This window comes from Paenibacillus sp. T2-29, from assembly GCF_052921365.1.
This window is the reverse complement of record NZ_JBREVE010000003.1, coordinates 176,264-199,699: the sequence shown is the minus strand read 5'-3', so window position 1 is coordinate 199,699 and position 23,436 is coordinate 176,264. Positions and strand designations below refer to the sequence as shown.

Below are 23,436 nucleotides of genomic sequence, written 5' to 3'. Positions count from 1 at the left end.
CCCCCAAAGTCACCTTATTTTTTTTGAAAGTGCTTCTATTTTACACTCCAACTCTCGTTCACTGAGCATGCCGATTATAATTTCTCGTACCCGTCTATGGTCATCAATCGTTACATGAGTCGGAAAAGCCACTCCTCCAAATTGTTCAAAAAATGCTCCTTGTTCATCCAGTAATATGGGGAATTTGAGGTTCAAAGAACGGGAAAACTTCTGCACATCCTCCAATCGATCATAGCGAGTTACATTGATGCCATACACATCTACATCATGTTTGTATTTACTATACAATTCATTCAGCATGGGGGCTTCTAATCGGCACGGATCGCACCATGAAGCCCAAAAACTAATGATCATCGCTTTATTCCGCGGAGCCCCTACATCGTAGGACTTGCCGTTTAACCCCTTTAAAATCATAGAAGGAAGCTGTTGCCCAGGTTTGATTCTTTTTATTACCTCTGCTGCTGCTGATTCAGCCCCTACATTCTTCTCAACATCAAGCTCTTTCTCACCTTTATATTTTTCTTCCAGTGGTGCATTTTCCACAGGCAGGCTTGCTGAATAAACTGTGTTTGCAATAATCCCCCATGAAGACCCAACCATAACCAGCACAATTATCGCTCTAATGAAAAGAAATCTTTTCACAGTCTTATCACCTGTCTTTCATCTAAATGACCTTCATCCTCCCCATAGGATGCCCATACGATTCCCACCTCTAACCTTCTAAATCTGAACAGGACACAAAAAAAACAGCAAACCCACGAAAATCGCGAACTTGCCGTTATGATGTGATGTCAGATACTATACCTTGTACTGAATCAGGCATGACTCAAATGCGCGTACACATCTGCCAAATTGGTCACATTACGCTTCAGCATTTCCTGAACATACGCCACCCAAAGCTTAGCCGTCATCTTCGCATCCTCTAACGCATGATGCCGCCCTTCAATCGGAATGGATTGATAGGCCAGCAATTCATCCAAACTATAGGTTTGGTGTTGCTGTGGCTCCAGCCATTTGGCGAGCATCATTGTGTCTAGTACACGGTGAGTTAACTGAACTTTAGATGTTTTCCATAACGCAGCATTTAAAAAGGCCTTATCATGAGCGCTAGCATGCGCTACAAGCACCCGCCCACCTACAAAGGACATAAAGTCATGCAGTCCATTCATAAGCGGCGGAGCTCCATCCGTCATTTCCCGGGTAATCCCAGTTAGCCGAGTAATCTGTTCAGGAATCTCGGTCCGCGGATTGACAAGCGTATAAAACTGCTCTTTTTCCATAATTACATCCCCGACTACCCGAATCGCTCCGAACGATAAAATCTCATCTCCATGCTGTGCCGAAAACCCCGTCGTCTCCAGATCAAAAACTACCGTCTCCAAACGCTCCAGTGGGGTACGCAATACTTCAGAACGCCGTTGTTCCCGCGTTAAGGACCGAATAAACGCCATCTGCTGAGCCGTAGGAGCCCCCATTACAGATGCGATTGCCGACGGCACTCCTCCTCTGCGGAGGGCACTCCAGAAGCCACCTCCCTGCGCTGGTTCTTTCATGACCTTCTCCCTTCCATAAATCGCAGCTGCCTTTGCAACGCACGATGCAGCCGTCGTACTGTTGAAAGAGCCTCGCGCAGCTCATGCCAGCCTTTACCTTGCTTCAACGGCTTGACAGCCAGATAGCCATTACTGATCAGCAACCCGTCCTTCTCCCTCGCTGGAGTAGCCATTCGAAGCTGAAGTGCGATCCGAAAGGCTCGCTCGCAAGCATCGAGTAAAGGCAACGGTGCCGCTTCAAGTGATGCGAGACGCCTGAGTCTTTTCAGGGTGGAAGTTTCCTCTACACCATGTTGCAATGCCAAAAAACGGACGGCGTTCACCAACGGAATGTATAACCCGTATTTCACATCAAAATCGCCTGCATGCTCACCGAACCGCTCGGTAACGATCTGACCTAAAATATTAAGTGTCGCTTTATGCCTTACCGTGTTCCTAAGTACCGCTGAAGGTAGGTCGGGTTGTTTACGGAACAACTTATAAAAGCTTTGCTTCCATTCCACAGACAATTGCTCGTCGCCTGCGATATGTCTCATGTCAGACGAGATAATGAGATATCGAATCGGCTCCCAGGCAAAATCTTCCGACCATTTTGATAGCTGTTCTTGCCATCCAGTCAATGTATGGCGCCACAATGGCTCCGAGCACATCACTTTCCCCTCGCATTTGGGATATCCCAAATGCTCTAGCATCGCAGAGACTCTGCGACCAAACTCGCTAAAATACAATTCTTTATCAGCAGACACAAGGTCACTGATAATCATACCGTTATCCTGGTCACTCCATAGCGTCGATTCCGAGCGCCCCATGCTACCGAAGGCTATAAATGCGTAAGGGACGGGAGGAGGGCCAAAGCCATCCTCAACCATCCCTTTTTCGCACATTTGCACAGCTCTGGCCGCGATGCGGTCATGCATTTCATTCGCCGTTCGTAACCAGTCTGATAACGGAGCGGAGGCTTGAGAAGCCAGCAGCCATTTCTGGGAATCGACCCTGGCCTGCCTTAAAGACTCAGGTGTGTCTGCATGATCAATCGCTTCGGCGGAACTCACCCAAGGGGCCATATTTTGCAGTTCCATACTTCCATCTCCTCCGCTCATCCATACTGGCTCTTTATATTTTACATATTAGCTGACAATTCCAGAACGCTTTTCAGCTTCGGTAACTAACTTCATTTGCTCTGGATAGCCGTACGTACCGTGTTCACTGATATCGAGTCCCATCGTTTCTTCCTCTTCCGTAACGCGAATACCCATAATTGCTTTCATCGCACCCAGAATAATGAAGGAAATGACGAATACGAATGCCAAAGTACCAATCAGTCCAAGCAGCTGTACTCCTAATTGTGTAAAACCACCACCATAGAACAGACCCGCTTGACCTACACCTGTTATTTTTGCAAGCTCAGGAGTAGCGAAAAACCCTGTGGATACCGCGCCCCACATCCCCGCAACACCATGTACGGAGAAAGCATATACCGGGTCATCTACTCTCGCACGCTCAAACCATTGCGCTGTGAAGAAAGTGACGATCCCTGCAACTGCGCCAATAACCAATGCCGCCCAAGGTGCTACAAAGGCACAAGAACCCGTAATGGCAACCAAGGCTGCCAGCACACCGTTTAGCATAGCAGGAATATCTGCTTTTCCGTATACCATCCAAGATACGAGCAAAGCGAAAACTCCGCCTGCCGCAGCAGCAATATTTGTAGTCAGGGCTACATATCCAAAGAATCCGTCATTCATAGCAGAAACAGCACTACCTGGGTTAAATCCAAACCAGCCAAACCAGAGAATAATAACACCCAGGATAGAGTACACCTGATTATGACCAGGGATAATGTTCGGCTTGCCATCTTTATTAAACTTGCCCAGACGCGGTTTGAGCAGCAGCGTAGCGACGAGTGCCGCCGTAGCACCTGTCAGATGGACCACTGTTGAACCAGCGTAATCTTGCATTCCCAACTTGCCAAGCCAGCCGCCGCCCCATACCCAGTGAGCTACAACTGGATAGATCACGATGGAGAACAAAATACCGAAAATAATGTATACACTTAATTTTGCACGCTCTGCCATCCCTCCGCATGCGATCGAAAGCGAAACCGCAGCAAAAGCAAAGTGAAACAAAAACATAATCGTAATCGGAACATCCAAACCTGAAAGAGTATCAAACGATGCAGCAGCATCTGTCCCACTCATGAAGAAACCCGTCAGTCCCATAAATCCGTTACCGCCGTCATTGCCAAAACCGAATCCAAATCCGAGGGCCCAGAAGGACAAAGCCGCAACACCCGTCGTGAGAATCGTTTTACCAGCGACATGACCCGCGTTCTTCATTCGTGTCGAGCCTGCCTCTAGCAATGCAAATCCCGCTTGCATGAAAAATACAAGTATAAATGCCAAGAACGTAAATGCCGTGTTTAGCCCAGCTTGAAGTTGAATATTTGTCGGCCCGTCAGCAGCGAACGCACCTACCGGAAAAGCTAGAACCGTCAGCATGGCCAATAATACAACTAACCACTTTTTTCTCATGAAGACCACTCCTCGAATGTTAAGTTTCTTTACATTTCGTGAAATTCTTATTGTCATTATAATCAGAATACATGAAAGTTGACAAGATTTTTTTTATAATGTTAAAAAAATGAGCTTACAAACCTGACATGTCACATTTACTAACCATAAAGGTAGCTTGTTTGAGCCCGACAAAAGCATAACGTTTGACTGTATGGTTGAGGATCATGTAAAATATCCTTTATAAACACTCGGTTTAAAATGCTAATATTGAAGGTTGAACGAAGAGCGCGAGGTGAAGACAGATGGGGATATGAAGCTATATCGAATTGGCGAGCTAGCCAAAGCGGCTGGTGTCAGCGAACGAACGATTGATTATTACACTAAACTCGGTTTGATCACACCTGAAGAACGATCATTGAAAAATTATCGCCTTTATAATGGTGAAACGTTAAACAGGCTTGAACGTATTAACCAAATGAAACAAGAGAAGTATAGCCTTGAGGAAATCAGACAGACTCTGATTAAATGGAACTCGGTTGCAGGAGAAGAACACGTCACTGACAAACTAACGAGTCTAGAAATGCATATGCAGCGTCTAGAACGTGAAGTCAATGAACTACAGCCTCTTCTCGGACAGCTCAAGCCCGTCCAAGCTCGCAAGCTGCTTACTGGTCTGTTGCCACAAAGCGCTGCTTGTATTGAGGCTTTGAAGTATCTGTTGGAGCATAGTTCTATGATGTAGATACCCAGGCTAGTAGTATGAACAATAATGGAGGGTTGCTTTATGATGGGTATGTATATATTGATTATTCTTGCGTTCGGATTATCCTTATGGGCGCAATTCCGTGTAAAAGGTACGTTTAACAAATGGTCTGATGTCCCAAATGAAAATGGACTGACTGGTTACGATGCAGCTCGGCACATGCTGGATCGTAATGGCTTGCATGATGTACCTATTGAGCCAGTACCCGGCGCGCTATCTGACCATTATGATCCGATACAACGAGTGGTGCGCTTGTCCGAGCCTGTTTATTATGAAAAATCCATTTCTGCGGTTGCTGTGGCTTGCCATGAAGTCGGTCATGCCATCCAACATAAAGAGCATTATCCTATGCTGGCACTTCGCCACCGGATCTTTCCAATCGTAAACTTTGCTTCCGGGATTGCACCGTTTCTGCTGATTGCTGGTTTCTTATTTAGCTTTACGAACCTGATCGGTTTGGGTATTATCTTCTTCTCAGCTACTGTTGCTTTTCAATTAATCACATTGCCAGTTGAGTTTAATGCTTCTAATCGCGCCCGGGAAATTATGGTTTCTGAAGGATTTATCCGTAATGATGAAGAACGTGGTGTAGCCAAAGTTTTGAATGCTGCTGCATTGACGTATGTGGCCGCAGCTCTCGTTTCCTTGCTGGAACTGATCCGCCTAATTGGCATCTTTAATAGCCGGGATTAATCACTTGTATGCAAAAAAGGTTGTTCCTCCACCAATTACGGTAGAGGAACAACCTTTTTTCTTGATCTTAAACCAATACACTATACTTAATTGTCTCAATCTGCTTTTGCCGTTTTGTTCGAAGTAGCAGCGTTACCATGAAGGCCAAAATATTGCAATAAAAAAGTTCGGAACGATTTAGCAACCAATGGAAGTTTGTCATCTCTACGATGAATCAAGCCAATCGTTCGCGTCACCTCTGGATCAACAATCGATACCCTTGCGGGTTGAAGCGGGTTAGTCTGAAACAGTGCCATTTCAGGCAGAAGACTAACCCCCATACCAGCAGCTACTAAACCGCGAATCGTATCTGTCTCTTCGCCTTCAAAAGCAATATCCGGCGTAAATCCAGCCTCCAGGCAGGCCTGCCAGACAATCGGACGTAACGAATATCCATCCCTGAACAAGATGAATTTTTCACCTTTAAGCTGGCTCAATGTGATGTGTTCAGCTGAAGCCAAAGGGTGATTAGGTGGGAGAACCGCAAATAACTCCTCGGTTAACACCACATCCCCCTCGACATGGTCATGTCGATCTGGAAAAGGAGATACAAAAGCCAAATCCACCTCACCCGCTAACACATCACGAATTAAACTCGGGTACATTCCTTGTTTAAATCTAAATTTAACATTGGGATACCTCTTACGGAATTCAGCCACCACTGTAGGAATAAGATGAATCCCCAAACTGTGCGGAAAACCGATACGGATTTCGCCCCCCTCAGGGTCCAAAAACTCATGCACTTCCAAAACAGCCCGCTCCAGATCTTTTATGATCGTTTCCACCCGTTTGCAAAATAGCTGTCCCACTGGCGTAAGTTGCAGATTGCGACCCTTTTGCATAAAAAGATTAACTCCCAGCTCCTCTTCAAGCTGGTGAATTTGCCGACTTACCGCAGATTGCGCCACATGCAACTCCTCAGCTGCCTGAGTGACATGTTCTTTTTGCGCTACTTTCATGAAGTATTGCAACTGTCGTAATTCCACTCCGATATTCGCTCCAATCTGTTTTTCAACATACGAAAGAAGATGTTCATCGAACATCATCCTCTTTCTTACCCAGATAACTTACGATAAAGCTGTCTTTAGTGACGTTTGCGTTGACCAGTCAATCTAATCAATAATCCATACATGAAGAACCCACTGAGCAAGCCCCCAAAGTGAGCGGTCCAGTTAATGTTCGCAACCGCAAAAGAAAACAGAATACCAAACCCAAGCAGCGTGTACAGCGTTTTGCGCGAAGCATCATCCATCAAGGAACGTTGGAACAAGGCAACGTACAGAAACGCCCCATAGATGCCATAAATCGCTCCTGAGGCTCCTACAGAGACTGTCGTTTCTGCCACCATGTTGTAATGCGCAATGGACAGTATGTTCCCTACAACACCCGTGACCAGATACAACAACACATATCGTAAGGACCCGAGCAAACGCTCCAGCGGAGGAGCGAATACAAGTATTGCAAAGGAATTAAACAGAAGATGATCAAACCCTGCATGTAAAAACATAGCTGACACATACCGCCACAGCTGGTCAGTGAATGGCGCCTCATTAATCAAAGCCCCATACCGGATCAGCGTCAAACTATTTTCTGATCCACCTTGCACGGTCAGTACAATAAACATCACAATATTGATAAGCAAAATCAGACAGGTTACCGGGTAAAACCGCAAATAACTTTTCCAGTTCTCATAACGTAAAAAAATCAAGGCAATCCTTCCTTCATGGGGTGTCTCCACCTTATTCAAATTGGACAATGTCTTTTATAAAAGATTATAATAGATTTCGGCAACGATAACCAATGCCAAAAACCAAAGGAGGCTATTACATATGGCACAAGAACGTACAGGAGTTGCTACTTTTAAAGGCAATCCTTTGACTCTCATAGGTCCTGAACTGAAAATTGGAGATCAGGCGCCTGATTTCAAATTACAGAAAGACTTATTGGAAGCAGCTACGCTTCAAGACTTTGCAGGTAAAGTCAAACTGATTAGCGTTGTCCCTTCTCTAGATACAGGCGTGTGTGACGCACAGACTCGACGTTTCAACCAGGAAGCAGATTCCTTGGGGGACCAAGTTGTGGTCCTGACGGTTAGCGTGGATCTGCCTTTCGCCCAAGCTCGTTGGTGCGGTGCGGCTGGTATCGATCGCGTATTGACACTGTCCGACTATAAGGATCATTCCTTTGGTGAAGCTTATGGTGTATTCATTAAGGAATTCCATTTGGATCATAGAGCTATTTTTGTCATTGATCAAAATGACAAAATCGCTTACGTAGAATACTTGAGCGAGATGGCCGAGCATCCTGACTATGACCAGGCGATCGCAGCCGTAAAAAAACTCGTCTAAATCAAGATCGAATATTAAAAAAGCGAGTGAAGGATGGCCTTCCTCGCTTTTTTGATGTTTGTCTACCACATCACTACTCCCATACAACCTGCTATTACTGTACGACCTTATAAGCGGACAGCTTCTTGTCGATCATAGCGAACAGTTGCAAAATAATGCGGTAATTCGCACCCAAGTCCCCTAACGATCCGCGTGAAGCAGAATAAATATCCACCGCACTTCGAACTGGCGAGACAGATAAAATTGAAACGGTAATGTCGACGGTTCTGCCGAACGCCGTTCGCTTCTCCAACGTAATCTCACCTACGGATGCTACCTCATGGAGTACCTTGTAGCCAGGAATCTTTTTCATGATAGATGATACTTCTTCCCAAGCCTTGTCTCTCGATAAGTTATAATAGCGTGTCTTCATTTGGGGGTCCTTGACCCGGTCGCTTGTACCTTCTTGGCTGCGCACAATCCCTACCAGAGTCCTCTTCAACGACAAGACATTTCCTCCTTCACGATAATCGCTACCTAATCATACGACACATCGGCTTCCTCTGCTGCAAGCGCTTTATAAAATACGATAAACAACCGAAAATGAGTCCGATCATGCCTTTGGTATGCGACCTTAGTACCTCATGTCTTAGTTTAACATTGTTGCATACAAAAAACACCCTGTTTCTGCATAAGCAGTACCAGAGTGTGTTCATTACATTATGGAGTACCCGCCGATGCCGTCCGACCAAAGCGTCTTCTGAACCTGCTTTAGCAGGTGGGTGACCGCAGAATAAACTTTTGAAGTCCCCTTGTCAGCAATTGACAGGGCTTTTCAGCTATTCATTCGTATAGATCTCCCTAGACATTGTCATTGGTTCAAAACAACAAATGACCGTAACGTGCATCGCAGGATGTGACCTTATTATAGCGCTTCTCACTCAAAAAGTAAATGCTAGGAGAAATATGTTTTATTTTTAGAGGTTATCACTTTTTTTGTCTTCCATGCTTGCCTTTTCCTCGTCTTTCTGTTTCATCTTCTCCATTTGATCCTGCATTTTGAGGAAGGTTCCGTAAAAATTAAAAAAAGCGAACCAGGCAACTACACTGCCGATGAAAAATAAGAAAAGCACGGGATATTTAACTCCAATGTATATAACAACGGCGCTGCCGAGCATGGTGGAAAATACACGGAATGGTCGAATCAGCGTCAATAAAACTGCATTCTTAATAATTTGTCCGGTAGACATATGATAGTGAACTACCATCGAAAAGAAGTTAAACATAGACACAAGCAAAATAATAATGAGGATCAGCATGATGACGCCCACGATTTGCAAGTTGCTGAGCTGTGTCATATATACAGTGTAATCCACATACATAACGACAAACAATAGCGTGTAAAAGATACCCCCAATCAGACTCTGCTTATAGTTCTCTTTATATCCTTTAAAGAAGGTACGAAACACGCCTGTATCGGTATCGCCCATCACCCATTTGCGAACCACTGCGAACAAAGCCGATGTTGCTGGAAATAAAGTAAGCGGTGCCAAAATCGCCATCGCCCAGTTCATTTGTAACGATTCATTCGCCAAATTCTGATTCATAACAAGTAATTTCAGTATGAGGCAGAATACAAAAGGCGATGAACATAACACCCACAACAAATTGCTAGCCGCCAGCCGGGTAATCCACTCGGTTAGGCGGTAAATCCCCCCCATAGCTCCTTTAAATTCCAATGTTAGTCTCTCCCTCCGCAAGCCTTGGCAGTTCCAAGACTTATGTTGCTATGCCTGTTAATTCCGGCTCTTGACTATATCATACCGTATTTCAGCCCTAAAGCGCCAGTGAAATCCATACGTGGTCCATTAAAGCTGATCCCATAAATTTCATACATACTGATCAAAAAAAGCCGAAGCTAACATTAGCTTCGACTTTTTATTCATTTATTTCTTATTATTCAGAAGAGGAATCTTCACGTCTTGCAGGACGGCGAGTTTCGCCATTGCTGCTCGGGCGTGGTTTGCGATCTCCACTATAGCGGCTTCCGGAATCACGGTTGTAGCCACCGCCTTCTTTGCCACGGTTGTAACCACCGTATCCACCTTTACTGCCGCTACCGCCACGGTTGGAATTATACCCACCGTTGCTACGTCCACTATAGTTGGAAGGCTTGCGTCCGCCAGAACGCACGTCAGGTTTACGACGTTTTGCACGGATCGGATCTTCTGGAGTCAACTCAATAGATGCCTCTCTCTTCTCACCAGTCATCAGCTTCAGAGCTGCGGAGAGGAGTTGAACAGAGTCATATTGCTCCAGCATTTGAATAGCCAAACCTTTGTACTCGTTCAGCTCGCCTTTTTCTACAACTTCTAGAAGACGTTCTGCGATGATACGTTGTTTGCCTTCCAGAGCTTCTGCCAACGTTGGAAGAGGCTTACGTGGAATGCGGTGACGGGTTACACGTTCAATGAAGTGCAAATGGTCAATTTCACGAGGCGTTACGAATGACCAAGCTTCCCCTTCTTTACCTGCACGTCCAGTACGTCCGATACGGTGAACATAGCTCTCCGGATCTTGCGGGAGGTCAAAGTTCACAACGTGAGTTACGCCGGAAACGTCCAAACCACGGGCAGCAACGTCAGTCGCTACGAGCACGTCAATACTTCCGTCACGGAATTTACGCATAACAGCATCACGTTGGTTTTGAGACAAGTCACCATGCAAACCATCTGCGGAATAACCACGTTTTTGCAGAGCTTCAGCCAGCTCGTCTACCCGGCGCTTAGTGCGACCGAATACGATAGCAAGTTCTGGGGATTCCATATCGATCAAACGGCTTAATGCTTCGAATTTTTGACGCTCAGGAACTTCAATATAGGCCTGATCAATCAGCGGAGCGCTAACTTGTTTAGGAATAACGGATACATGCTCAGGATCTTTAAGGAATTGCTCAGCCAATCTTTTAATGTTAGGAGGCATTGTAGCCGAGAACAGCATCGTTTGACGCTCGTCCGGAACCTGCTTCAGAATGGACTGAATATCTTCCATGAAGCCCATATCCAGCATTTCATCTGCTTCATCCAAAACAACGGTGTTTACGTCTTCTAGCTTAATGGTTTTACGATTAATGTGATCGAGCAAACGTCCTGGTGTACCAATAATAATTTGAGGTTTCTTTTTCAAAGCGCGAATCTGGCGTACGATATCTTGTCCACCATAGATCGGCAAAGTGCGAAGACCTTTAAAGCGGGAGAGTTTTTCGATTTCTTCAGCCACTTGAATAGCAAGCTCACGTGTTGGGGCCATAATCAGGGCTCTGATTTTTTCATCGTTTTTAGAAATTTTATTGATCATCGGAATACCAAACGCAGCAGTTTTACCAGTACCTGTTTGGGCTTGACCAATCATGTCTTTCCCTTGCAATGCAATCGGGATGGATTTGGATTGAATAGGTGTTGCTTCTTCGAACCCCAGCTCCGTAATCGCCTGAATTACCTTCGGTTCAAGATCAAATTCTGCAAATGTCGTCAAATTTATTCAAACTCCTTCATAATGGTGGATGTGGTGGACAATCCACAATGTTGTCTGTATTCTTAAGTAGCGATATTATTGTATAAGTTTTCCCCAATACAGTGACAGTTTATTTAACTCTATAACTGCATCTTTTTGTAATGAATTCGGGGAACCCTATCCGATACATCTTAAACGAATTTACCCTTTTTAAAACAGTTTAAATTTTAAGTGTTTCTCTGGACATAGGTCCCTACTCAAGAATATCCACATCGCATTATAGCACAGAACAATTCATGAATACCAGTAAGTTGCTTTCTGTATAATTAAAATGAGGTGAAAAAAAGTTGTTAAAAATAGTGTTAAACTGCTTAACTGTTATTCTTGGAGCCGCTGCCATAGCATGCGGTTTTAATCTGTTTCTCGTCCCACATCACTTGCTGAGCGGGGGAGTAGCCGGACTTTCCATGCTAATTGGCTATTTCACAAAATTCGATATCAGCACCATGTATTTTATCATTAATATCCCGATGCTGATTGCAGGCTGGTTTATTTTAGGCAAGCGTTTTATTAGTCTGAGCATTCTATCGGTTATCGTTACCACGTGGATTTTGGCCTGGGTACCCGTACATTCTGTTGTGTCTGATCCCCTGTTGGCCTCTGTCTTTGGAGGGGTCATGGTAGGCATTGGAGCGGGAATTTCCTTTCGGGTAGGAGGGTCTACAGGCGGTTTTGACATTATCGGTTCCATCGTTACCACTTATCGGGACTTCCCTGTCGGAACTGTACTTGTAGGCTTGAATGGAATGGTCATTCTCGCAGCAGGATATTTGAACGATGATTGGAATATTGCACTGGCTTCCATGTTATCCATTTTTGTGACTGGAAAAGTGTTGGATCAAATCTACGTGAGTCATACGAAGATCACCGTTTACATCATTACAGAGCACACTGACAAGCTACTTAGCCGGATGTTGACCACGCCACGAGGTGTCAGCAAAATAAAAATTGAAGGTGCATTTTCACATACTGAAAAGGACATGCTGATGACTGTTACGACACGCTACGAGCTTGTTGAATTAAAACGTATCATTAAGGAAGTAGACCCTTCTGCTTTTGTCAATATTGTGGAAACGGTTGGAGTAATGGGTTCATTTCGCCGAAGATAAGCACAAACCCAAGTGTCAAAATGAAGCTTTTGTGGTACACTATATGTGCGCTGTTCCCATAGTATATAAAGACCAGCTTTACCTGCTATTTCACAGGCACTTTGCTTTTCCGAATCGTATTGAATGATTCTTTTGGAATGATTCCGAGCAGGAAAGGGTGATTTTTGTGGAAATGGAAACGGTAAAACTGTCCGACATTGTCTTAAGATGGTACCCGGAAATGCTCCCTTCTCTCAAAAAGAATGAGCTAAACTCGATGATTGTGCTTCGAGACGGGTTGTCCATACTCAAGCCAACGGATGCGCTTGAAATTATTCAGTACAGTATTTGTGAGCACCAAGACAATAACTATCTTCAATAAATCTTTTTTGCCAAATGCCGCTTCTTCCGGTTGTATCCACAACCGTGAAGAGAGCGGCATTATTTATGCATATTTACGGATTCATCGAGCGATAGTTAGGTTAATCATGTAAGACTATGCCTGATGATGCCAGTATTGGTTACAAGCGTGTTGTTTTTTCCATCCATAACTTTACGTATAATCAGGTAAGCGCCATACATAAGGGAGAGAGTTAGGAAATGAATATGATTTGGGCAATTATGCTATTGGCAATGGGAATAGGCGGAAACGGGGACCCGTCAGCCAACGCTCCAAATGTAAAAGATACGGTGGCAACGACAATCAGCAGCGCCATGATCCAGGCACAACACAGTAATTTAAAGGTAGATGCCTCCAATCCGCCGGTTAAAATTGACCCACAGCCGACCACGCCAGCGATTAAAGGCATCTATGTCACAGCCTATAGTGCAGGCGGTTCACGTATGACCCAGCTACTCGAATTGCTGGACAAGACAGAGCTCAATTCGATGGTTATCGATATTAAGGACGATGCAGGTTACATCACTTATCCAACGACCAACCCCGAGCTTCTGAAATTGGGCAAGCCACAAAAATTCATTAAGGATATTTCCGGCTTGATGGACCGTTTGAAAAAACATAATATTTATCCGATTGCTCGTATTGTTGTATTTAAAGATACGGTACTGGCCAACAAAAATCCTGAGTTGTCCTTCCGCAATGCTGACGGCTCTGTTTGGAAAAACGGCAAGGGAGATGGGTTCGTCAATCCCTATAATAAAGAAGTATGGGATTATAATATCGCCATTGCCAAGGAAGCAGCAAAACTCGGTTTTAAGGAAATCCAATTTGACTATGTACGTTTCCCTGAGGGCTTTGAAAAAAGAGCAGACAAACTGAAATATACCAAATCAGACCAATCCCGCTCGGATACGGTCGCTGAATTCGTACAATATGCCCGCAAAGAGCTTGCTCCACTAGGTGTGAGGGTATCGGTAGATATTTTCGGATATGCCGCATCCGTTCCTGCTGCCGAGGGAATCGGACAGGATTTCACTAAAATCTCTGAAAATGTGGATGTCATTTCACCGATGGTTTATCCAAGTCACTACACAACAGGCTGGTTCGGTGTAAAGGACCCCGATAAAAACCCCTACCAGACGATCAAAGGCTCCATGGCCGATACGCACAAAAAACTCAATCCTACAGGCAAGCTAAAGCCAATTATTCGCCCTTGGATTCAGGATTTTACCGCAAGTTGGTTAGGAAGCGGACATTATGCCAAATATGGGAAAACACAAGTCGAGGACCAAATTCGCGCGCTTAAGGACATGAAGGTGGACGAATATTTACTCTGGAATGCCACTAACCGTTATACAAGCGGAGTAACTTATAAATAATTATTTCTCTGGACTTCTTTTTGTATAAGAATTTTAGAACTTATATCAAATATATCGAAGACTGCCCCGTTGTTTGACGAACGGATGCAGTCTTTTTTATTGCTGTTCAATTGTTGTAGTATCCCTTACAATAAAATTTACATGTTATGATATATACAAATAATAAACCCAAGTAAATGAGGAAAACAAAAATGCAATTGACTCTAACAATGGGTCAGAAATGGAAGCAGCTTTTTTACATTTTGCTTCCTATTCTGATTACCCAGCTTGCACTATCTGCCATGACTTTTTTTGATACGAATATGTCGGGGCACTTTTCCCCTGCTGATCTGGCTGGAGTAGCTATCGGAGTAAGCCTGTGGGTTCCTGTACAAACAGGCCTTAATGGGATACTTATGGCTATTACCCCTATTGTATCCCAATTGCTAGGAGCACAGCGTAAAGATAAGGTCTCCTACTATGTCATTCAGGCTCTTTGGCTATCTCTCGCCCTATCCATCGTCGTCTTGATAGCCGGGATCATTTTGGTAAAGCCTATATTAAACAGTATGAATCTGGAATTGAGAGTTCATAATGTGGCTCTGTACTACCTTTGTGCGATGGCCTTCGGTGTTGTTCCTCTATTTGCCTATACCGTGCTTCGCAGCTTTATGGATGCATTGGGACAAACCCGTTTTACGATGTTAATCACGCTCATGTCATTGCCCATCAATGTTTTATTGAACTATCTACTTATTTATGGTAACTGGGGTTTTCCGCGTTTGGGGGGTGTAGGCTCCGGGGTAGCAACAGCTACCACCTACTGGATTATTATGCTGGTCGCTGGTATTACTGCGCATCGGGGAAAAATATTTGCCGAATACCGAATCTTTAGCAAAATATACGGGATTGCGGCCAGTGCTTTAAAAGAGCTTATCAAGATCGGGGTACCTATTGGATTTGCTATATTTTTTGAGACTGCCGTCTTTTCAGCTGTCACGCTCTTCATAAGCAGCTATAACACAGCTACCATAGCCGCTCATCAGGCAGCCATGAACTTTGCATCTACGCTGTATATGATTCCACTCAGTATTTGCATGGCACTTACGATTCTGGTCGGCTTTGAAACAGGAGCTGCCCGTCCACGAGATGCCAAAACTTATAGTGTAATGGGCATTAGCAGCGCAGTAGGTCTATCCTTAATTACAGCTATTGTACTGCTCATCTGGGGTGAACAGGTCGCTCGGCTTTACTCTACCGACCTGCAGGTCATTCAATTAGCCCAGCATTTTTTAATCTATGCGATTTTCTTTCAGATCTCTGATGCTGTCGCTACACCAACACAAGGTGCGCTACGTGGGTATAAAGATGTCAATCCGGCGTTTTTACTCACCTTCCTGTCCTATTGGGTTATTGGGCTTCCTGTAGGGTATATACTCGCACGCTGGACCACATGGGGGCCTTACGGCTATTGGATTGGCTTGATAACAGGTCTGGCCGTAGGTGCTATTTTACTTCTCTGGCGTTTGGTAAGAGTGCAGCATCGTTTTGCACAACAAAAACAACACGCAGAGACTAATTAGTCTTTTCGTGTCTCGATGACATATGCTGTACCAGCAGTTATTCGTTTTTTCTCTACGATAGCCACTTCCTTTAGCTTGGGGGGATATAAAAAGTGCCTCTCCACATGTTGATCCATTTCCTCAAATGCCTGTTCTTCATTCTCAGCAGCAAGAATGACGGTCAGAGCTCCTTCCGAGCTGTCCACTTCCATTTTGAATAAATACATGTACGATTACCTCCTGGCCCTATTCAATGCTAAAAAAATAGCGGATGACTCAGGTCATCCGCATAATTTTAATTTTTCCCCATGTCAGAACCGATCTACTAAAGGTAAAGGTTCTTATTATTGGGACAAACGCAGAGCCAACTCATAAAGCTCCATGTTGAAATCTTTTTTGGTATTTACAACCTTGTCAATATCTGTAGCTACCAGCTTACCATCGATCGTTCCGCAAGCTTTGTCAGATACACCCTCAATCAATTGACGAACAGCAAAGTCACCCAAACGGCTTGCGAGGTTACGGTCAAACGCAGTTGGTGTACCTCCACGTTGAATGTGTCCAAGCACTGTAACCCGAGGCTCATAATCCGGACAATTTTCTTGGATTACTTTTGCTACTGTTTCACCTTTGCCTACACCCTCAGCAACGATAATGATACTGTGGCGTTTACCATGTTTGAAGTTTTGTTTCATCCGATCGGATACTTCATTCAGATCAAATTCCACCTCAGGTACCAAGATCGTTTCTGCACCGGAAGCCAGACCTGCATGGAGAGCAATATCGCCACAATGACGTCCCATAACTTCCACGATGGAAGAACGTTCATGGGAAGACATCGTATCACGCAGCTTGTTGATTGCGTCCACTACAATACTAACCGCAGTATCAAAACCAATAGTGTAGTCTGTGAAGGAAATATCATTGTCAATCGTTCCTGGAAGACACATGGTTTTAATGCCTTGCTTGGTCAGCTTGTTAGCTCCTTGGTAAGAACCGTCGCCACCAATTACGACTACGCCGTCAATTCCACGATTACGCAAAATTTCAGCGCCACGTTTCTGGCCTTCTTCAGTCGTAAATTCCAGGCATCTTGCAGATTGAAGTACAGTACCCCCACGTTGGATAATATCTCCGACGCTTCTCAGGTCCATTGGAAAAATATCGTCGTTCAAAAGACCTTGATATCCGCGTTGGATCCCGAATACTTCCAGTCCGAAATACAATCCGCTACGCACAACGGCGCGAACTGCCGCGTTCATCCCTTGTGAATCTCCACCACTTGTTAATACTGCAATTTTCTTAACTGCTGTCATGATTTATGACCTCCTCAAAATAATCATATAAGCCTTCTTATCCATCGACTGTTTAATAAGAAAAACAAACGCATGAGCGGACTATTTTTCATTAAACGTCTCGAAACAGCGCGAACATCCTGCTGCTCACTAACTTTAGGGTCGGATAAATATAAAGCCAGCAATCCCTCGATAATCATCCGGTGAAAGGAGCTGGCAGGGACATCTGCAATATCAGCCCGCGCCCGATTCACAACGTAGGCGATCCGGTCCAGCATCATGTCGGCATCTTCATAATAATTGCAAAAGTTAAGATCTCCGCCCTTCCGGTCTTCGTCTTGATCGATTAGATAATCCAGCAAAATATGAAGACTGCACACATGTGGAAAATACGATGCATGTATTGAGGCAGCCCCCGCATCTGTGAGATGCCGGTCGCTGGCAGCAAGAAACAGCATAAAGACCCCCAGGGTTGAGCCAGTAGCCGCAGCAAACTCGTTCCAGCGCAGCTCGGGTGTACGGTCCTTATGAATCGACCACCAGTCCAAAAGCGCTTGTTCCCGCAGCTCGGGTTTAATATGCTTGTATACTTGCAAATCCGTGTATAATCGCGCCAAATCCTGAACGTAAGGCATTGCCGCCTCATAGCCCGGAAGCCTGCTTACACAAGACTGACAGGTTGTCACCAGCCCGGTCAAATAACCGCCATCCTCCTGCTCACGACGCAACTCATAATAATTCACTGGCCTAGCCGCCGGATTAACCGCATCCAGCATAGACTGATGCAGCAACCTAAAATCATCCGGGTCCATCGACGTACTGCGATCACACAGGTTGTCCAGATAATCGCTAATCGTCTGGTACGCCACAATCAACGGAATTAGCGTCTGCCGGTCAGACATATTGGCTGCAGCATAAACCGCTCCCCCCACGCAGTGAAACGTCTTCTCTGCTATGCTCGCAAGCGCCTGGCTTCTCAGCTCAGGGTCCGGAATCTGTTCGGCCTTGCTCTTCCAGTTACTCAATTCTTGTTTCGTTTCAGGGAGAATATGCTTGTACATTCGGCTCATTAGACCTATGGGGCCTCTCGGTACTTGATAACGTCCTTGCTCAACATAACTCAAATGACGGTGCCTCCACATTGTTGTCTACGTAATTATACCTATCCAAACCATATTCATTATAATATGATCGACCTTTTAGCACAAATGAACAACCTCACTTTTTTCTTTCATTTTCAAGAAAAATGAGTTCTTCTCACAAAAACGCTTTGTATCTGTGCTATTGAATCAATCAAAAATAGGAGTTTAACAAGATTCACCCTTATAAGACTTTAATCGCAAATAGTAGAAATGTCCTACCTAGCCCTTGTCCTCTGCCAACTTCATGCCTTGGTTGCCCTCTCCCATGCTAGCCTGCTTCCATTTCCCGAAAAGGTAGTAGAAAATAACTGCAACGGCGGAGATCGTAAAACCAACAGGAAAGCTCCACCATACAGCATCTAGACCATACTTATCGACAAATGCATAGGCCAAAGGTATACGAATGCCCCATAATGAAATAATGGTAATTAAAAGCGGTACCATTACAGAGCCTGTAGATCGAACAACGCCTGTAATGACATTGGTAATACCGAATATAACAAAAGACCACAACGTGATTAGATTAATCTGCATACCCAGTTCCAATGCCCCTCCCGTAGAAGGGAGAAACATCAGCAAGGCTTGACGGTTAAACACGTAAATGAGTACCACAGCCCCACCAGTCAATACAAAATTATATACAATCCCAATCCAGGTTGTCCTGCGTACTCGATCCCAGCGTCCGGCTCCGATATTTTGAGCGGCGAAGGAAGATACAGCTGCACCTAATGCCATGGCCGGCATCTGCACATAGCTGGACAAATTGTTAGCTGCTGTATAGGCTGCCGCTGCGACTGTCCCGTAACCGTTGATCAAATTCATTAAAGCAATCGCACTGGTAGAGACAGCAATCATTTGCAGTCCCATCGGAACTCCCTTACGAATAAGAGTCCAAATAATCTTCCAATCAAATCGAAGTAAGTGAAGCTCTGAAGATGTAATGCGCAGAAAATATTTTACACGATATAGGTAAATGAGAATCAACACAAAGCTGATCCCTTGAGCAATCAGGGTAGCTGCGGCAGAGCCTCCGATGCCCATAGCAGGAATCGGTCCCCATCCGAATATGAGTAGTGGGTTAAGTAATACATCCAGTACGACGGAAACGAGCAGAAAATAAAATGGTGTTTTGGAATCTCCAGCCCCTCTCATTACGGTCATGATGTAGTTATAGCCGTACAAAAAGGGCATACCCGCGAAAATAATGCGTGTATAGGTGATCGCCATATCGACTGATTCGGCAGGCGTATTGAGCACATGAAGAATCCAAGGTGAGCCCAAAAAACCAATAATACCTATAGCAAAAGCGAGCACCAGGAAAAAGACAGCGCTTGTACCTACTACACGCTTCGTTTCCGCTATGTCACCCGCTCCGATATTTTGTCCGATCAGAATAGTGGCCGCCATAGTGACCCCAAAAATCGAGCTGATCAGAAAGAACATTATAATATTTCCGTTCGAAGCGGCAGTCAACGCAGCTTCTCCCAGAAACTTTCCAACCCAGATTGAATTAATCGTTCCATTCAAGGATTGCAGAATATTTCCGAACAGCATCGGCAAAGAGAACATAAACAGTGTTTTGGCAATGGGGCCTTCAATCAGGGAAGGATTACGATTAGCCTCTGCTGCACTCATTTTCTCAACTCCTTTCAACTTACAATAACTCATATTTAGTTTTATTACGTATAATACCCTATTCGAGCTCAATCTTCTCATTTCACAAACGTTTTTACGCAAAAAAGCGCAGCTCCTTAAATGTAAGGAACTGCGCTCTCAATTCATCGTTTAACCGTAATATATAAGACATCCGTAAAAACGGAACATTTCTTACAATTCAGTTACACTTACAGTTTGATTACGTTAGCTGCTTGTGGTCCACGGTTGCCTTCAGTAATTTCGAATTCAACCTCTTGACCTTCTTCCAAAGTTTTAAAACCGTCGCCTTGGATTGCGGAGAAGTGTACAAATACATCCTCGCCACCCTCAACTTGAATGAAGCCATAACCTTTTTCTGCGTTAAACCATTTAACTGTACCTTTCAAGTGAACAACCTCCTAAAAATACCGCCATCTATGGCGAATATCCATATTATACTTCATGCTTTTTCACATTGCAATTGGTGTTTTTCCGGGTTTTACGGTCTGGAATGATTTGCTTTTGCGGCGGAAACTGCGGTATCATGAACCAAAACATCTATAAAATCGGAGACATGCATATGATGAAAAAACACGAAATATACAAAAAAGACAAGTGGAATATGATGACTGTCGAGGTGCAGGGCCGTTACATCGTTTTGCGGGAAATATCTGATGATTGGGGCGAGGAAGCCCACACGTTTTTGAGCCGTCCTGCGCTTATGCATTGGGCTGAAAATCGTTTTCCCAAGCAATCCTTTCAAGATAATGAGGAAGAGTGGCAGCGGATCATGAACGCTTTCAAACAGGTGTAGCCTATTCATGGTGTCCAACAGCTATCTCATCTTCATTATTCTGGCCTTCACGCTGGGCGGAGTGCTGATCATGAAGCGTGAAACGATACCGGCTCCTCTCAAAAAGTGGATGGCCCTCACTGCCGTAATCATGATTTGCCTTGCCTTTTATCTTATTGTATACAGCTTATTAAATATAGGTTCCAACCCACAGTAAGGAAAATTATACTTTCAGGGGCAAAAGGTCATACTATGGTATAACAAGCCATGGTATAAGGAGGATATGCCGTTACATGCATCCTGTAAAACCTCTTGCCCTGCTGCTTACAGTAAGCGTGGCGGTTTCTTCGTTTTGGCATCCGCCCCTTACCGCCGCAGCTCTATCCCACATTACGTTCGATCAGAGGAGGCTCTCCATGAGTGAAATTGTAAAACGCGCTGATGCGCCAGTGGAAAATACATGGAAACTGGAAGACCTGTTCCCCAACCGCAAGGCATGGGATCAAGAATACGAAGAAGTCAAACAATTGGCCAAAAAGGCTGCTCAATTTCAAGGCAAGCTCAATTCAGCCGAAGCGATTGGCAACTGCTTCAAACTCGAAGATGAGCTGTCGCTCAAAACTGAGCGTGTATATGTGTATGCCCATCTTCATCATGATGAAGATACGGCTGAACCTACATATCAAGGTCTTTCGCAAAAAGCTAAAAAGCTAGGCGTTGAAGTCAGCGAGTCCCTATCATTCGTCACACCTGAAATTTTGGCGCTGCCAGATTCTCAGCTTGATGCCTTCATTGAAGATCCGAAGCTTTCGGATTATAAGTTCACACTTCAAGAAATGAAGCGGGAAAAAGCACATGTTTTGGGCAAAACAGAAGAAGCGCTGCTCGCTCAGGTTGGCAATCTGGCTCAAGCCCCGCAAACAATTTTTGGGATGCTCAATAACGCGGATCTGAAGTTTCCGAAAATCAAAGATGAGCATGGCAAAGAGGTCGAGCTGACTCATGGCAGCTACATTCAATTTCTCGAAAGTCCACACCGCGAAGTACGTGAACGTGCTTTTAAAGCGGTATATGACACATATGCCAAAAATAAAAATACGATTGCTTCTACATTGAGTGCCAATGTGAACAAAAATATTTTTTATTCTCGTGTTCGCAAATACCCTTCCGTACTGGAAATGTCACTATACGGCGACAATATTCCGAAGGAAGTGTATACGAATCTTATTGATACGATTCATGAAAGCTTGCCCCTGCTTCACCGTTATATCAAGCTGCGTAAAAAGCTGCTAGGTGTGGATGAGCTACATATGTATGATTTATTTGCTCCGCTTGTGGACGAATATAAGATGGATATTACGTATGAGGACGCCAAAAAGCAAACCAAAGAAGGCCTTAAGCCTCTGGGCGAGGACTATCTGGCTTCATTGCAAAAAGGCTATGATGAGCGCTGGATTGATGTTTATGAAAATGAAAATAAACGTACAGGCGCCTATAGCTGGGGAGCTTATGGCACCCACCCTTATGTGCTTCTGAACCATAAAGATAACCTGAACAGCATGTTCACGCTTGCACATGAAATGGGGCATGCGCTGCATTCGTACTATTCAGACAACGCATTGAAGTACCGGGATGCACAGTATACTATTTTCCTGGCTGAAGTGGCTTCCACTACTAATGAAGCCTTGCTGATGGATTACTTGCTGAACAAATCTACCGATCCAAAAGAGAAAATGTACCTCCTCACCTATTATGCGGACCAATTCCGTACAACGGTATTCCGTCAAACGATGTTTGCGGAATTCGAGAAGATTGTACATGAGCGTGCTGAACAGGGAGAATCCCTTACACCGCAGCTTTTGTCGGAGATTTACTATGATCTGAATGTGAAATATCACGGACCTGGCATGAAGGTAGACAAAGACATAGAAATGGAATGGGCACGAATCCCTCATTTTTATAACAGCTTTTATGTCTACAAATATGCTACCGGCTTCTCGGCAGCAACCAGTTTTTCGAAACAGATTCTGGAAGAAGGCCAGCCAGCCGTTGACCGTTACTTAGGCTTCCTAAAGAGCGGTGGCAGTGATTATTCAATCAATATTTTGAAGAAAGCTGGCGTTGACATGTCCTCACCGCAGCCGATTCGCGAAGCAATGAGCGTATTTGAGGAAGTCATTACGGAAATGGAAAAACTAACTGAAGGAAAGTAAAACCGTGCACACTTAGAATCCCGCATTAAAAAGATGCACGGATAAATCCCTTGTCCATGGCGGACAAGGGATTTTATAATGTAACGGAAGGAGGTGGCATTTTGAAAACACAATGGTCTTTGATCGCAGCACTTGTTATAGCTTTGTTAACAGCTGTTTTTGCTGTTATTAATGTCAATTCGGTTCAAGTGAACCTTCTGTTTAGTAGGGTTAGCATCCCTTTGATTCTGCTTATTCTCGGTTGCACTCTTTTAGGTGGACTTATTGTCGGTTCTTTCGGTATCTTCCGCCAATATAGGCTTCAGAGAGAGATTAAACGTCTGACTAATCAGCTTCATACACTACAAGAAGAGCACACATCGGCAGTCGAAGCATATGCGAATGTGTCCAGTGACACGACTGGTTCTTCCAGCACGGTGTCTACATCCGACCCAGGTATAGAGCAATCGTCCTCTAACCCTGATCGGTTGTCCAAATGAGGAGGAGCAA

Annotated in this window: 25 protein-coding genes and 1 other RNA gene; 11 read left to right on the top strand and 15 right to left on the bottom strand. The window is 44.5% G+C overall.

The features are described from left to right. Nucleotides 1–9: 9 nt before the first annotated feature. The 4 genes from ACU1JV_RS10510 to ACU1JV_RS10495 form a co-directional block, all read right to left on the bottom strand. The gene (locus tag ACU1JV_RS10510) at nt 10–642 is read right to left on the bottom strand and encodes a TlpA family protein disulfide reductase (protein WP_434954374.1); all 633 of its coding nucleotides are present in this window, start codon (nt 640–642) and stop codon (nt 10–12) included. A 173-nt stretch (nt 643–815) separates the two neighbouring features. After that, complete coding sequence (locus tag ACU1JV_RS10505; RefSeq protein ID WP_019686911.1) at nt 816–1,553, bottom strand: exonuclease domain-containing protein; 738 nt, start codon at nt 1,551–1,553, stop codon at nt 816–818. Then, nucleotides 1,550–2,632 (bottom strand): DUF294 nucleotidyltransferase-like domain-containing protein, encoded by a 1,083-nt coding sequence (locus tag ACU1JV_RS10500; RefSeq protein WP_019686910.1) that lies wholly within the window; start codon nt 2,630–2,632, stop codon nt 1,550–1,552. Before ACU1JV_RS10500 ends, ACU1JV_RS10505 begins: the two co-directional genes overlap by 4 nt. Before the next feature lie 48 nt (nt 2,633–2,680). Beyond that, nucleotides 2,681–4,084, bottom strand: a complete 1,404-nt coding sequence (locus ACU1JV_RS10495) for an ammonium transporter (protein WP_013370500.1) — start codon at nt 4,082–4,084, stop codon at nt 2,681–2,683. 292 nt (nt 4,085–4,376) lie between these two features. Here ACU1JV_RS10495 and ACU1JV_RS10490 point away from each other — a divergent pair, with 292 nt between their 5' ends. After that, nucleotides 4,377–4,808 (top strand): MerR family transcriptional regulator, encoded by a 432-nt coding sequence (locus ACU1JV_RS10490; protein WP_043886097.1) that lies wholly within the window; start codon nt 4,377–4,379, stop codon nt 4,806–4,808. A gap of 42 nt (nt 4,809–4,850) precedes the next feature. Continuing rightward, nucleotides 4,851–5,522 carry a zinc metallopeptidase gene (locus ACU1JV_RS10485; protein ID WP_025676967.1) on the top strand — a complete coding sequence of 224 codons (672 nt, stop codon included), beginning with the start codon at nt 4,851–4,853 and terminating at the stop codon, nt 5,520–5,522. Between the two features lie 95 nt (nt 5,523–5,617). On the opposite strand, the gene ACU1JV_RS10480 is transcribed toward ACU1JV_RS10485, so the two are convergent. Together ACU1JV_RS10480 and ACU1JV_RS10475 are read right to left on the bottom strand one after the other, a co-directional pair. Further along, a complete protein-coding gene (locus ACU1JV_RS10480) occupies nt 5,618–6,547 on the bottom strand; it encodes a LysR family transcriptional regulator (protein WP_043886096.1) in 930 nt (309 codons plus the stop codon). Between the two features lie 98 nt (nt 6,548–6,645). After that, the gene (locus tag ACU1JV_RS10475; RefSeq protein ID WP_013370496.1) at nt 6,646–7,269 is read right to left on the bottom strand and encodes a rhomboid family intramembrane serine protease; all 624 of its coding nucleotides are present in this window, start codon (nt 7,267–7,269) and stop codon (nt 6,646–6,648) included. 121 nt (nt 7,270–7,390) lie between these two features. On the opposite strand from ACU1JV_RS10475, the gene tpx reads away from it, so the two are divergent. Next, complete coding sequence (tpx, locus tag ACU1JV_RS10470) at nt 7,391–7,909, top strand: thiol peroxidase (RefSeq protein ID WP_013370495.1); 519 nt, start codon at nt 7,391–7,393, stop codon at nt 7,907–7,909. A gap of 94 nt (nt 7,910–8,003) precedes the next feature. Here tpx and ACU1JV_RS10465 read toward each other — a convergent pair whose 3' ends face one another. The 4 genes from ACU1JV_RS10465 to ACU1JV_RS10450 all read right to left on the bottom strand — a co-directional run bounded on the left by ACU1JV_RS10465 (nt 8,004) and on the right by ACU1JV_RS10450 (nt 11,422). Next, entirely contained in the window at nt 8,004–8,396 is a 393-nt protein-coding gene (locus tag ACU1JV_RS10465) for a DUF1499 domain-containing protein (protein ID WP_025676970.1), read from the bottom strand. Between the two features lie 216 nt (nt 8,397–8,612). Beyond that, nucleotides 8,613–8,807: non-coding RNA, 6S RNA (gene ssrS / locus ACU1JV_RS10460), on the bottom strand. 58 nt (nt 8,808–8,865) lie between these two features. Then, nucleotides 8,866–9,627: a YesL family protein gene (locus ACU1JV_RS10455; RefSeq protein ID WP_013370493.1), complete on the bottom strand. Its 762-nt coding sequence runs from the start codon at nt 9,625–9,627 to the stop codon at nt 8,866–8,868. Between the two features lie 217 nt (nt 9,628–9,844). Beyond that, a complete protein-coding gene (locus ACU1JV_RS10450) occupies nt 9,845–11,422 on the bottom strand; it encodes a DEAD/DEAH box helicase (RefSeq protein ID WP_013370492.1) in 1,578 nt (525 codons plus the stop codon). Between the two features lie 326 nt (nt 11,423–11,748). Here ACU1JV_RS10450 and ACU1JV_RS10445 point away from each other — a divergent pair, with 326 nt between their 5' ends. The 4 genes from ACU1JV_RS10445 to ACU1JV_RS10430 all read left to right on the top strand — a co-directional run bounded on the left by ACU1JV_RS10445 (nt 11,749) and on the right by ACU1JV_RS10430 (nt 15,890). Next, the gene (locus ACU1JV_RS10445) at nt 11,749–12,570 is read left to right on the top strand and encodes a YitT family protein (protein ID WP_264217339.1); all 822 of its coding nucleotides are present in this window, start codon (nt 11,749–11,751) and stop codon (nt 12,568–12,570) included. A gap of 172 nt (nt 12,571–12,742) precedes the next feature. Then, the gene (locus ACU1JV_RS10440) at nt 12,743–12,931 is read left to right on the top strand and encodes a hypothetical protein (protein ID WP_014599634.1); all 189 of its coding nucleotides are present in this window, start codon (nt 12,743–12,745) and stop codon (nt 12,929–12,931) included. Nucleotides 12,932–13,149: 218 nt separating this feature from the next. Continuing rightward, nucleotides 13,150–14,328 carry a putative glycoside hydrolase gene (locus tag ACU1JV_RS10435; protein WP_413985918.1) on the top strand — a complete coding sequence of 393 codons (1,179 nt, stop codon included), beginning with the start codon at nt 13,150–13,152 and terminating at the stop codon, nt 14,326–14,328. Between the two features lie 191 nt (nt 14,329–14,519). After that, on the top strand, nt 14,520–15,890 hold the full coding sequence (locus ACU1JV_RS10430) for an MATE family efflux transporter (protein ID WP_413985917.1): 1,371 nt from the start codon (nt 14,520–14,522) through the stop codon (nt 15,888–15,890). Here ACU1JV_RS10430 and ACU1JV_RS10425 read toward each other — a convergent pair. The 5 genes from ACU1JV_RS10425 to ACU1JV_RS10405 all read right to left on the bottom strand — a co-directional run bounded on the left by ACU1JV_RS10425 (nt 15,887) and on the right by ACU1JV_RS10405 (nt 20,348). Continuing rightward, nucleotides 15,887–16,096, bottom strand: coding sequence for a DUF3906 family protein (locus ACU1JV_RS10425; protein ID WP_413985916.1), 210 nt, complete (start codon nt 16,094–16,096; stop codon nt 15,887–15,889). The genes ACU1JV_RS10430 and ACU1JV_RS10425 overlap by 4 nt on opposite strands. Before the next feature lie 117 nt (nt 16,097–16,213). Then, nucleotides 16,214–17,185, bottom strand: a complete 972-nt coding sequence (pfkA, locus tag ACU1JV_RS10420) for a 6-phosphofructokinase (protein ID WP_013370486.1) — start codon at nt 17,183–17,185, stop codon at nt 16,214–16,216. A gap of 23 nt (nt 17,186–17,208) precedes the next feature. Continuing rightward, nucleotides 17,209–18,288 carry a tetraprenyl-beta-curcumene synthase family protein gene (locus ACU1JV_RS10415; RefSeq protein ID WP_014599633.1) on the bottom strand — a complete coding sequence of 360 codons (1,080 nt, stop codon included), beginning with the start codon at nt 18,286–18,288 and terminating at the stop codon, nt 17,209–17,211. Between the two features lie 237 nt (nt 18,289–18,525). Further along, entirely contained in the window at nt 18,526–19,941 is a 1,416-nt protein-coding gene (locus ACU1JV_RS10410; protein WP_013370484.1) for an MATE family efflux transporter, read from the bottom strand. 209 nt (nt 19,942–20,150) lie between these two features. Further along, nucleotides 20,151–20,348 (bottom strand): cold shock domain-containing protein, encoded by a 198-nt coding sequence (locus tag ACU1JV_RS10405; protein WP_013370483.1) that lies wholly within the window; start codon nt 20,346–20,348, stop codon nt 20,151–20,153. Between the two features lie 173 nt (nt 20,349–20,521). On the opposite strand from ACU1JV_RS10405, the gene ACU1JV_RS10400 reads away from it, so the two are divergent. From ACU1JV_RS10400 to ACU1JV_RS10385, 4 genes are all read left to right on the top strand, one after another. Continuing rightward, nucleotides 20,522–20,755 carry a hypothetical protein gene (locus tag ACU1JV_RS10400; RefSeq protein ID WP_014599632.1) on the top strand — a complete coding sequence of 78 codons (234 nt, stop codon included), beginning with the start codon at nt 20,522–20,524 and terminating at the stop codon, nt 20,753–20,755. Nucleotides 20,756–20,762: 7 nt separating this feature from the next. Then, nucleotides 20,763–20,951: a hypothetical protein gene (locus tag ACU1JV_RS10395; protein ID WP_013370481.1), complete on the top strand. Its 189-nt coding sequence runs from the start codon at nt 20,763–20,765 to the stop codon at nt 20,949–20,951. Nucleotides 20,952–21,150: 199 nt separating this feature from the next. Further along, nucleotides 21,151–22,947, top strand: a complete 1,797-nt coding sequence (gene pepF, locus ACU1JV_RS10390) for an oligoendopeptidase F (protein WP_013370480.1) — start codon at nt 21,151–21,153, stop codon at nt 22,945–22,947. Between the two features lie 56 nt (nt 22,948–23,003). Continuing rightward, the gene (locus ACU1JV_RS10385) at nt 23,004–23,426 is read left to right on the top strand and encodes a LapA family protein (RefSeq protein WP_013370479.1); all 423 of its coding nucleotides are present in this window, start codon (nt 23,004–23,006) and stop codon (nt 23,424–23,426) included. Nucleotides 23,427–23,436 lie beyond the last annotated feature (10 nt).

What these genes read in the sequence shown, in the direction of transcription:
- ACU1JV_RS10425 (WP_413985916.1), bottom strand. Translation starts at nt 16,096, where the DNA reads ATGTATTTATTCAAAATGGAAGTGGACAGCTCGGAAGGAGCTCTGACC.
- tpx (WP_013370495.1), top strand. Translation starts at nt 7,391, where the DNA reads ATGGCACAAGAACGTACAGGAGTTGCTACTTTTAAAGGCAATCCTTTG.
- ACU1JV_RS10485 (WP_025676967.1), top strand. Translation starts at nt 4,851, where the DNA reads ATGATGGGTATGTATATATTGATTATTCTTGCGTTCGGATTATCCTTA.
- ACU1JV_RS10410 (WP_013370484.1), bottom strand. Translation starts at nt 19,941, where the DNA reads ATGAGTGCAGCAGAGGCTAATCGTAATCCTTCCCTGATTGAAGGCCCC.
- ACU1JV_RS10500 (WP_019686910.1), bottom strand. Translation starts at nt 2,632, where the DNA reads ATGGAACTGCAAAATATGGCCCCTTGGGTGAGTTCCGCCGAAGCGATT.
- pepF (WP_013370480.1), top strand. Translation starts at nt 21,151, where the DNA reads ATGAGTGAAATTGTAAAACGCGCTGATGCGCCAGTGGAAAATACATGG.
- ACU1JV_RS10385 (WP_013370479.1), top strand. Translation starts at nt 23,004, where the DNA reads ATGGCGGACAAGGGATTTTATAATGTAACGGAAGGAGGTGGCATTTTG.
- pfkA (WP_013370486.1), bottom strand. Translation starts at nt 17,185, where the DNA reads ATGACAGCAGTTAAGAAAATTGCAGTATTAACAAGTGGTGGAGATTCA.
- ACU1JV_RS10495 (WP_013370500.1), bottom strand. Translation starts at nt 4,084, where the DNA reads ATGAGAAAAAAGTGGTTAGTTGTATTATTGGCCATGCTGACGGTTCTA.
- ACU1JV_RS10395 (WP_013370481.1), top strand. Translation starts at nt 20,763, where the DNA reads ATGGTGTCCAACAGCTATCTCATCTTCATTATTCTGGCCTTCACGCTG.
- ACU1JV_RS10440 (WP_014599634.1), top strand. Translation starts at nt 12,743, where the DNA reads ATGGAAACGGTAAAACTGTCCGACATTGTCTTAAGATGGTACCCGGAA.
- ACU1JV_RS10435 (WP_413985918.1), top strand. Translation starts at nt 13,150, where the DNA reads ATGAATATGATTTGGGCAATTATGCTATTGGCAATGGGAATAGGCGGA.
- ACU1JV_RS10490 (WP_043886097.1), top strand. Translation starts at nt 4,377, where the DNA reads ATGAAGCTATATCGAATTGGCGAGCTAGCCAAAGCGGCTGGTGTCAGC.
- ACU1JV_RS10430 (WP_413985917.1), top strand. Translation starts at nt 14,520, where the DNA reads ATGCAATTGACTCTAACAATGGGTCAGAAATGGAAGCAGCTTTTTTAC.
- ACU1JV_RS10400 (WP_014599632.1), top strand. Translation starts at nt 20,522, where the DNA reads ATGATGAAAAAACACGAAATATACAAAAAAGACAAGTGGAATATGATG.
- ACU1JV_RS10505 (WP_019686911.1), bottom strand. Translation starts at nt 1,553, where the DNA reads ATGAAAGAACCAGCGCAGGGAGGTGGCTTCTGGAGTGCCCTCCGCAGA.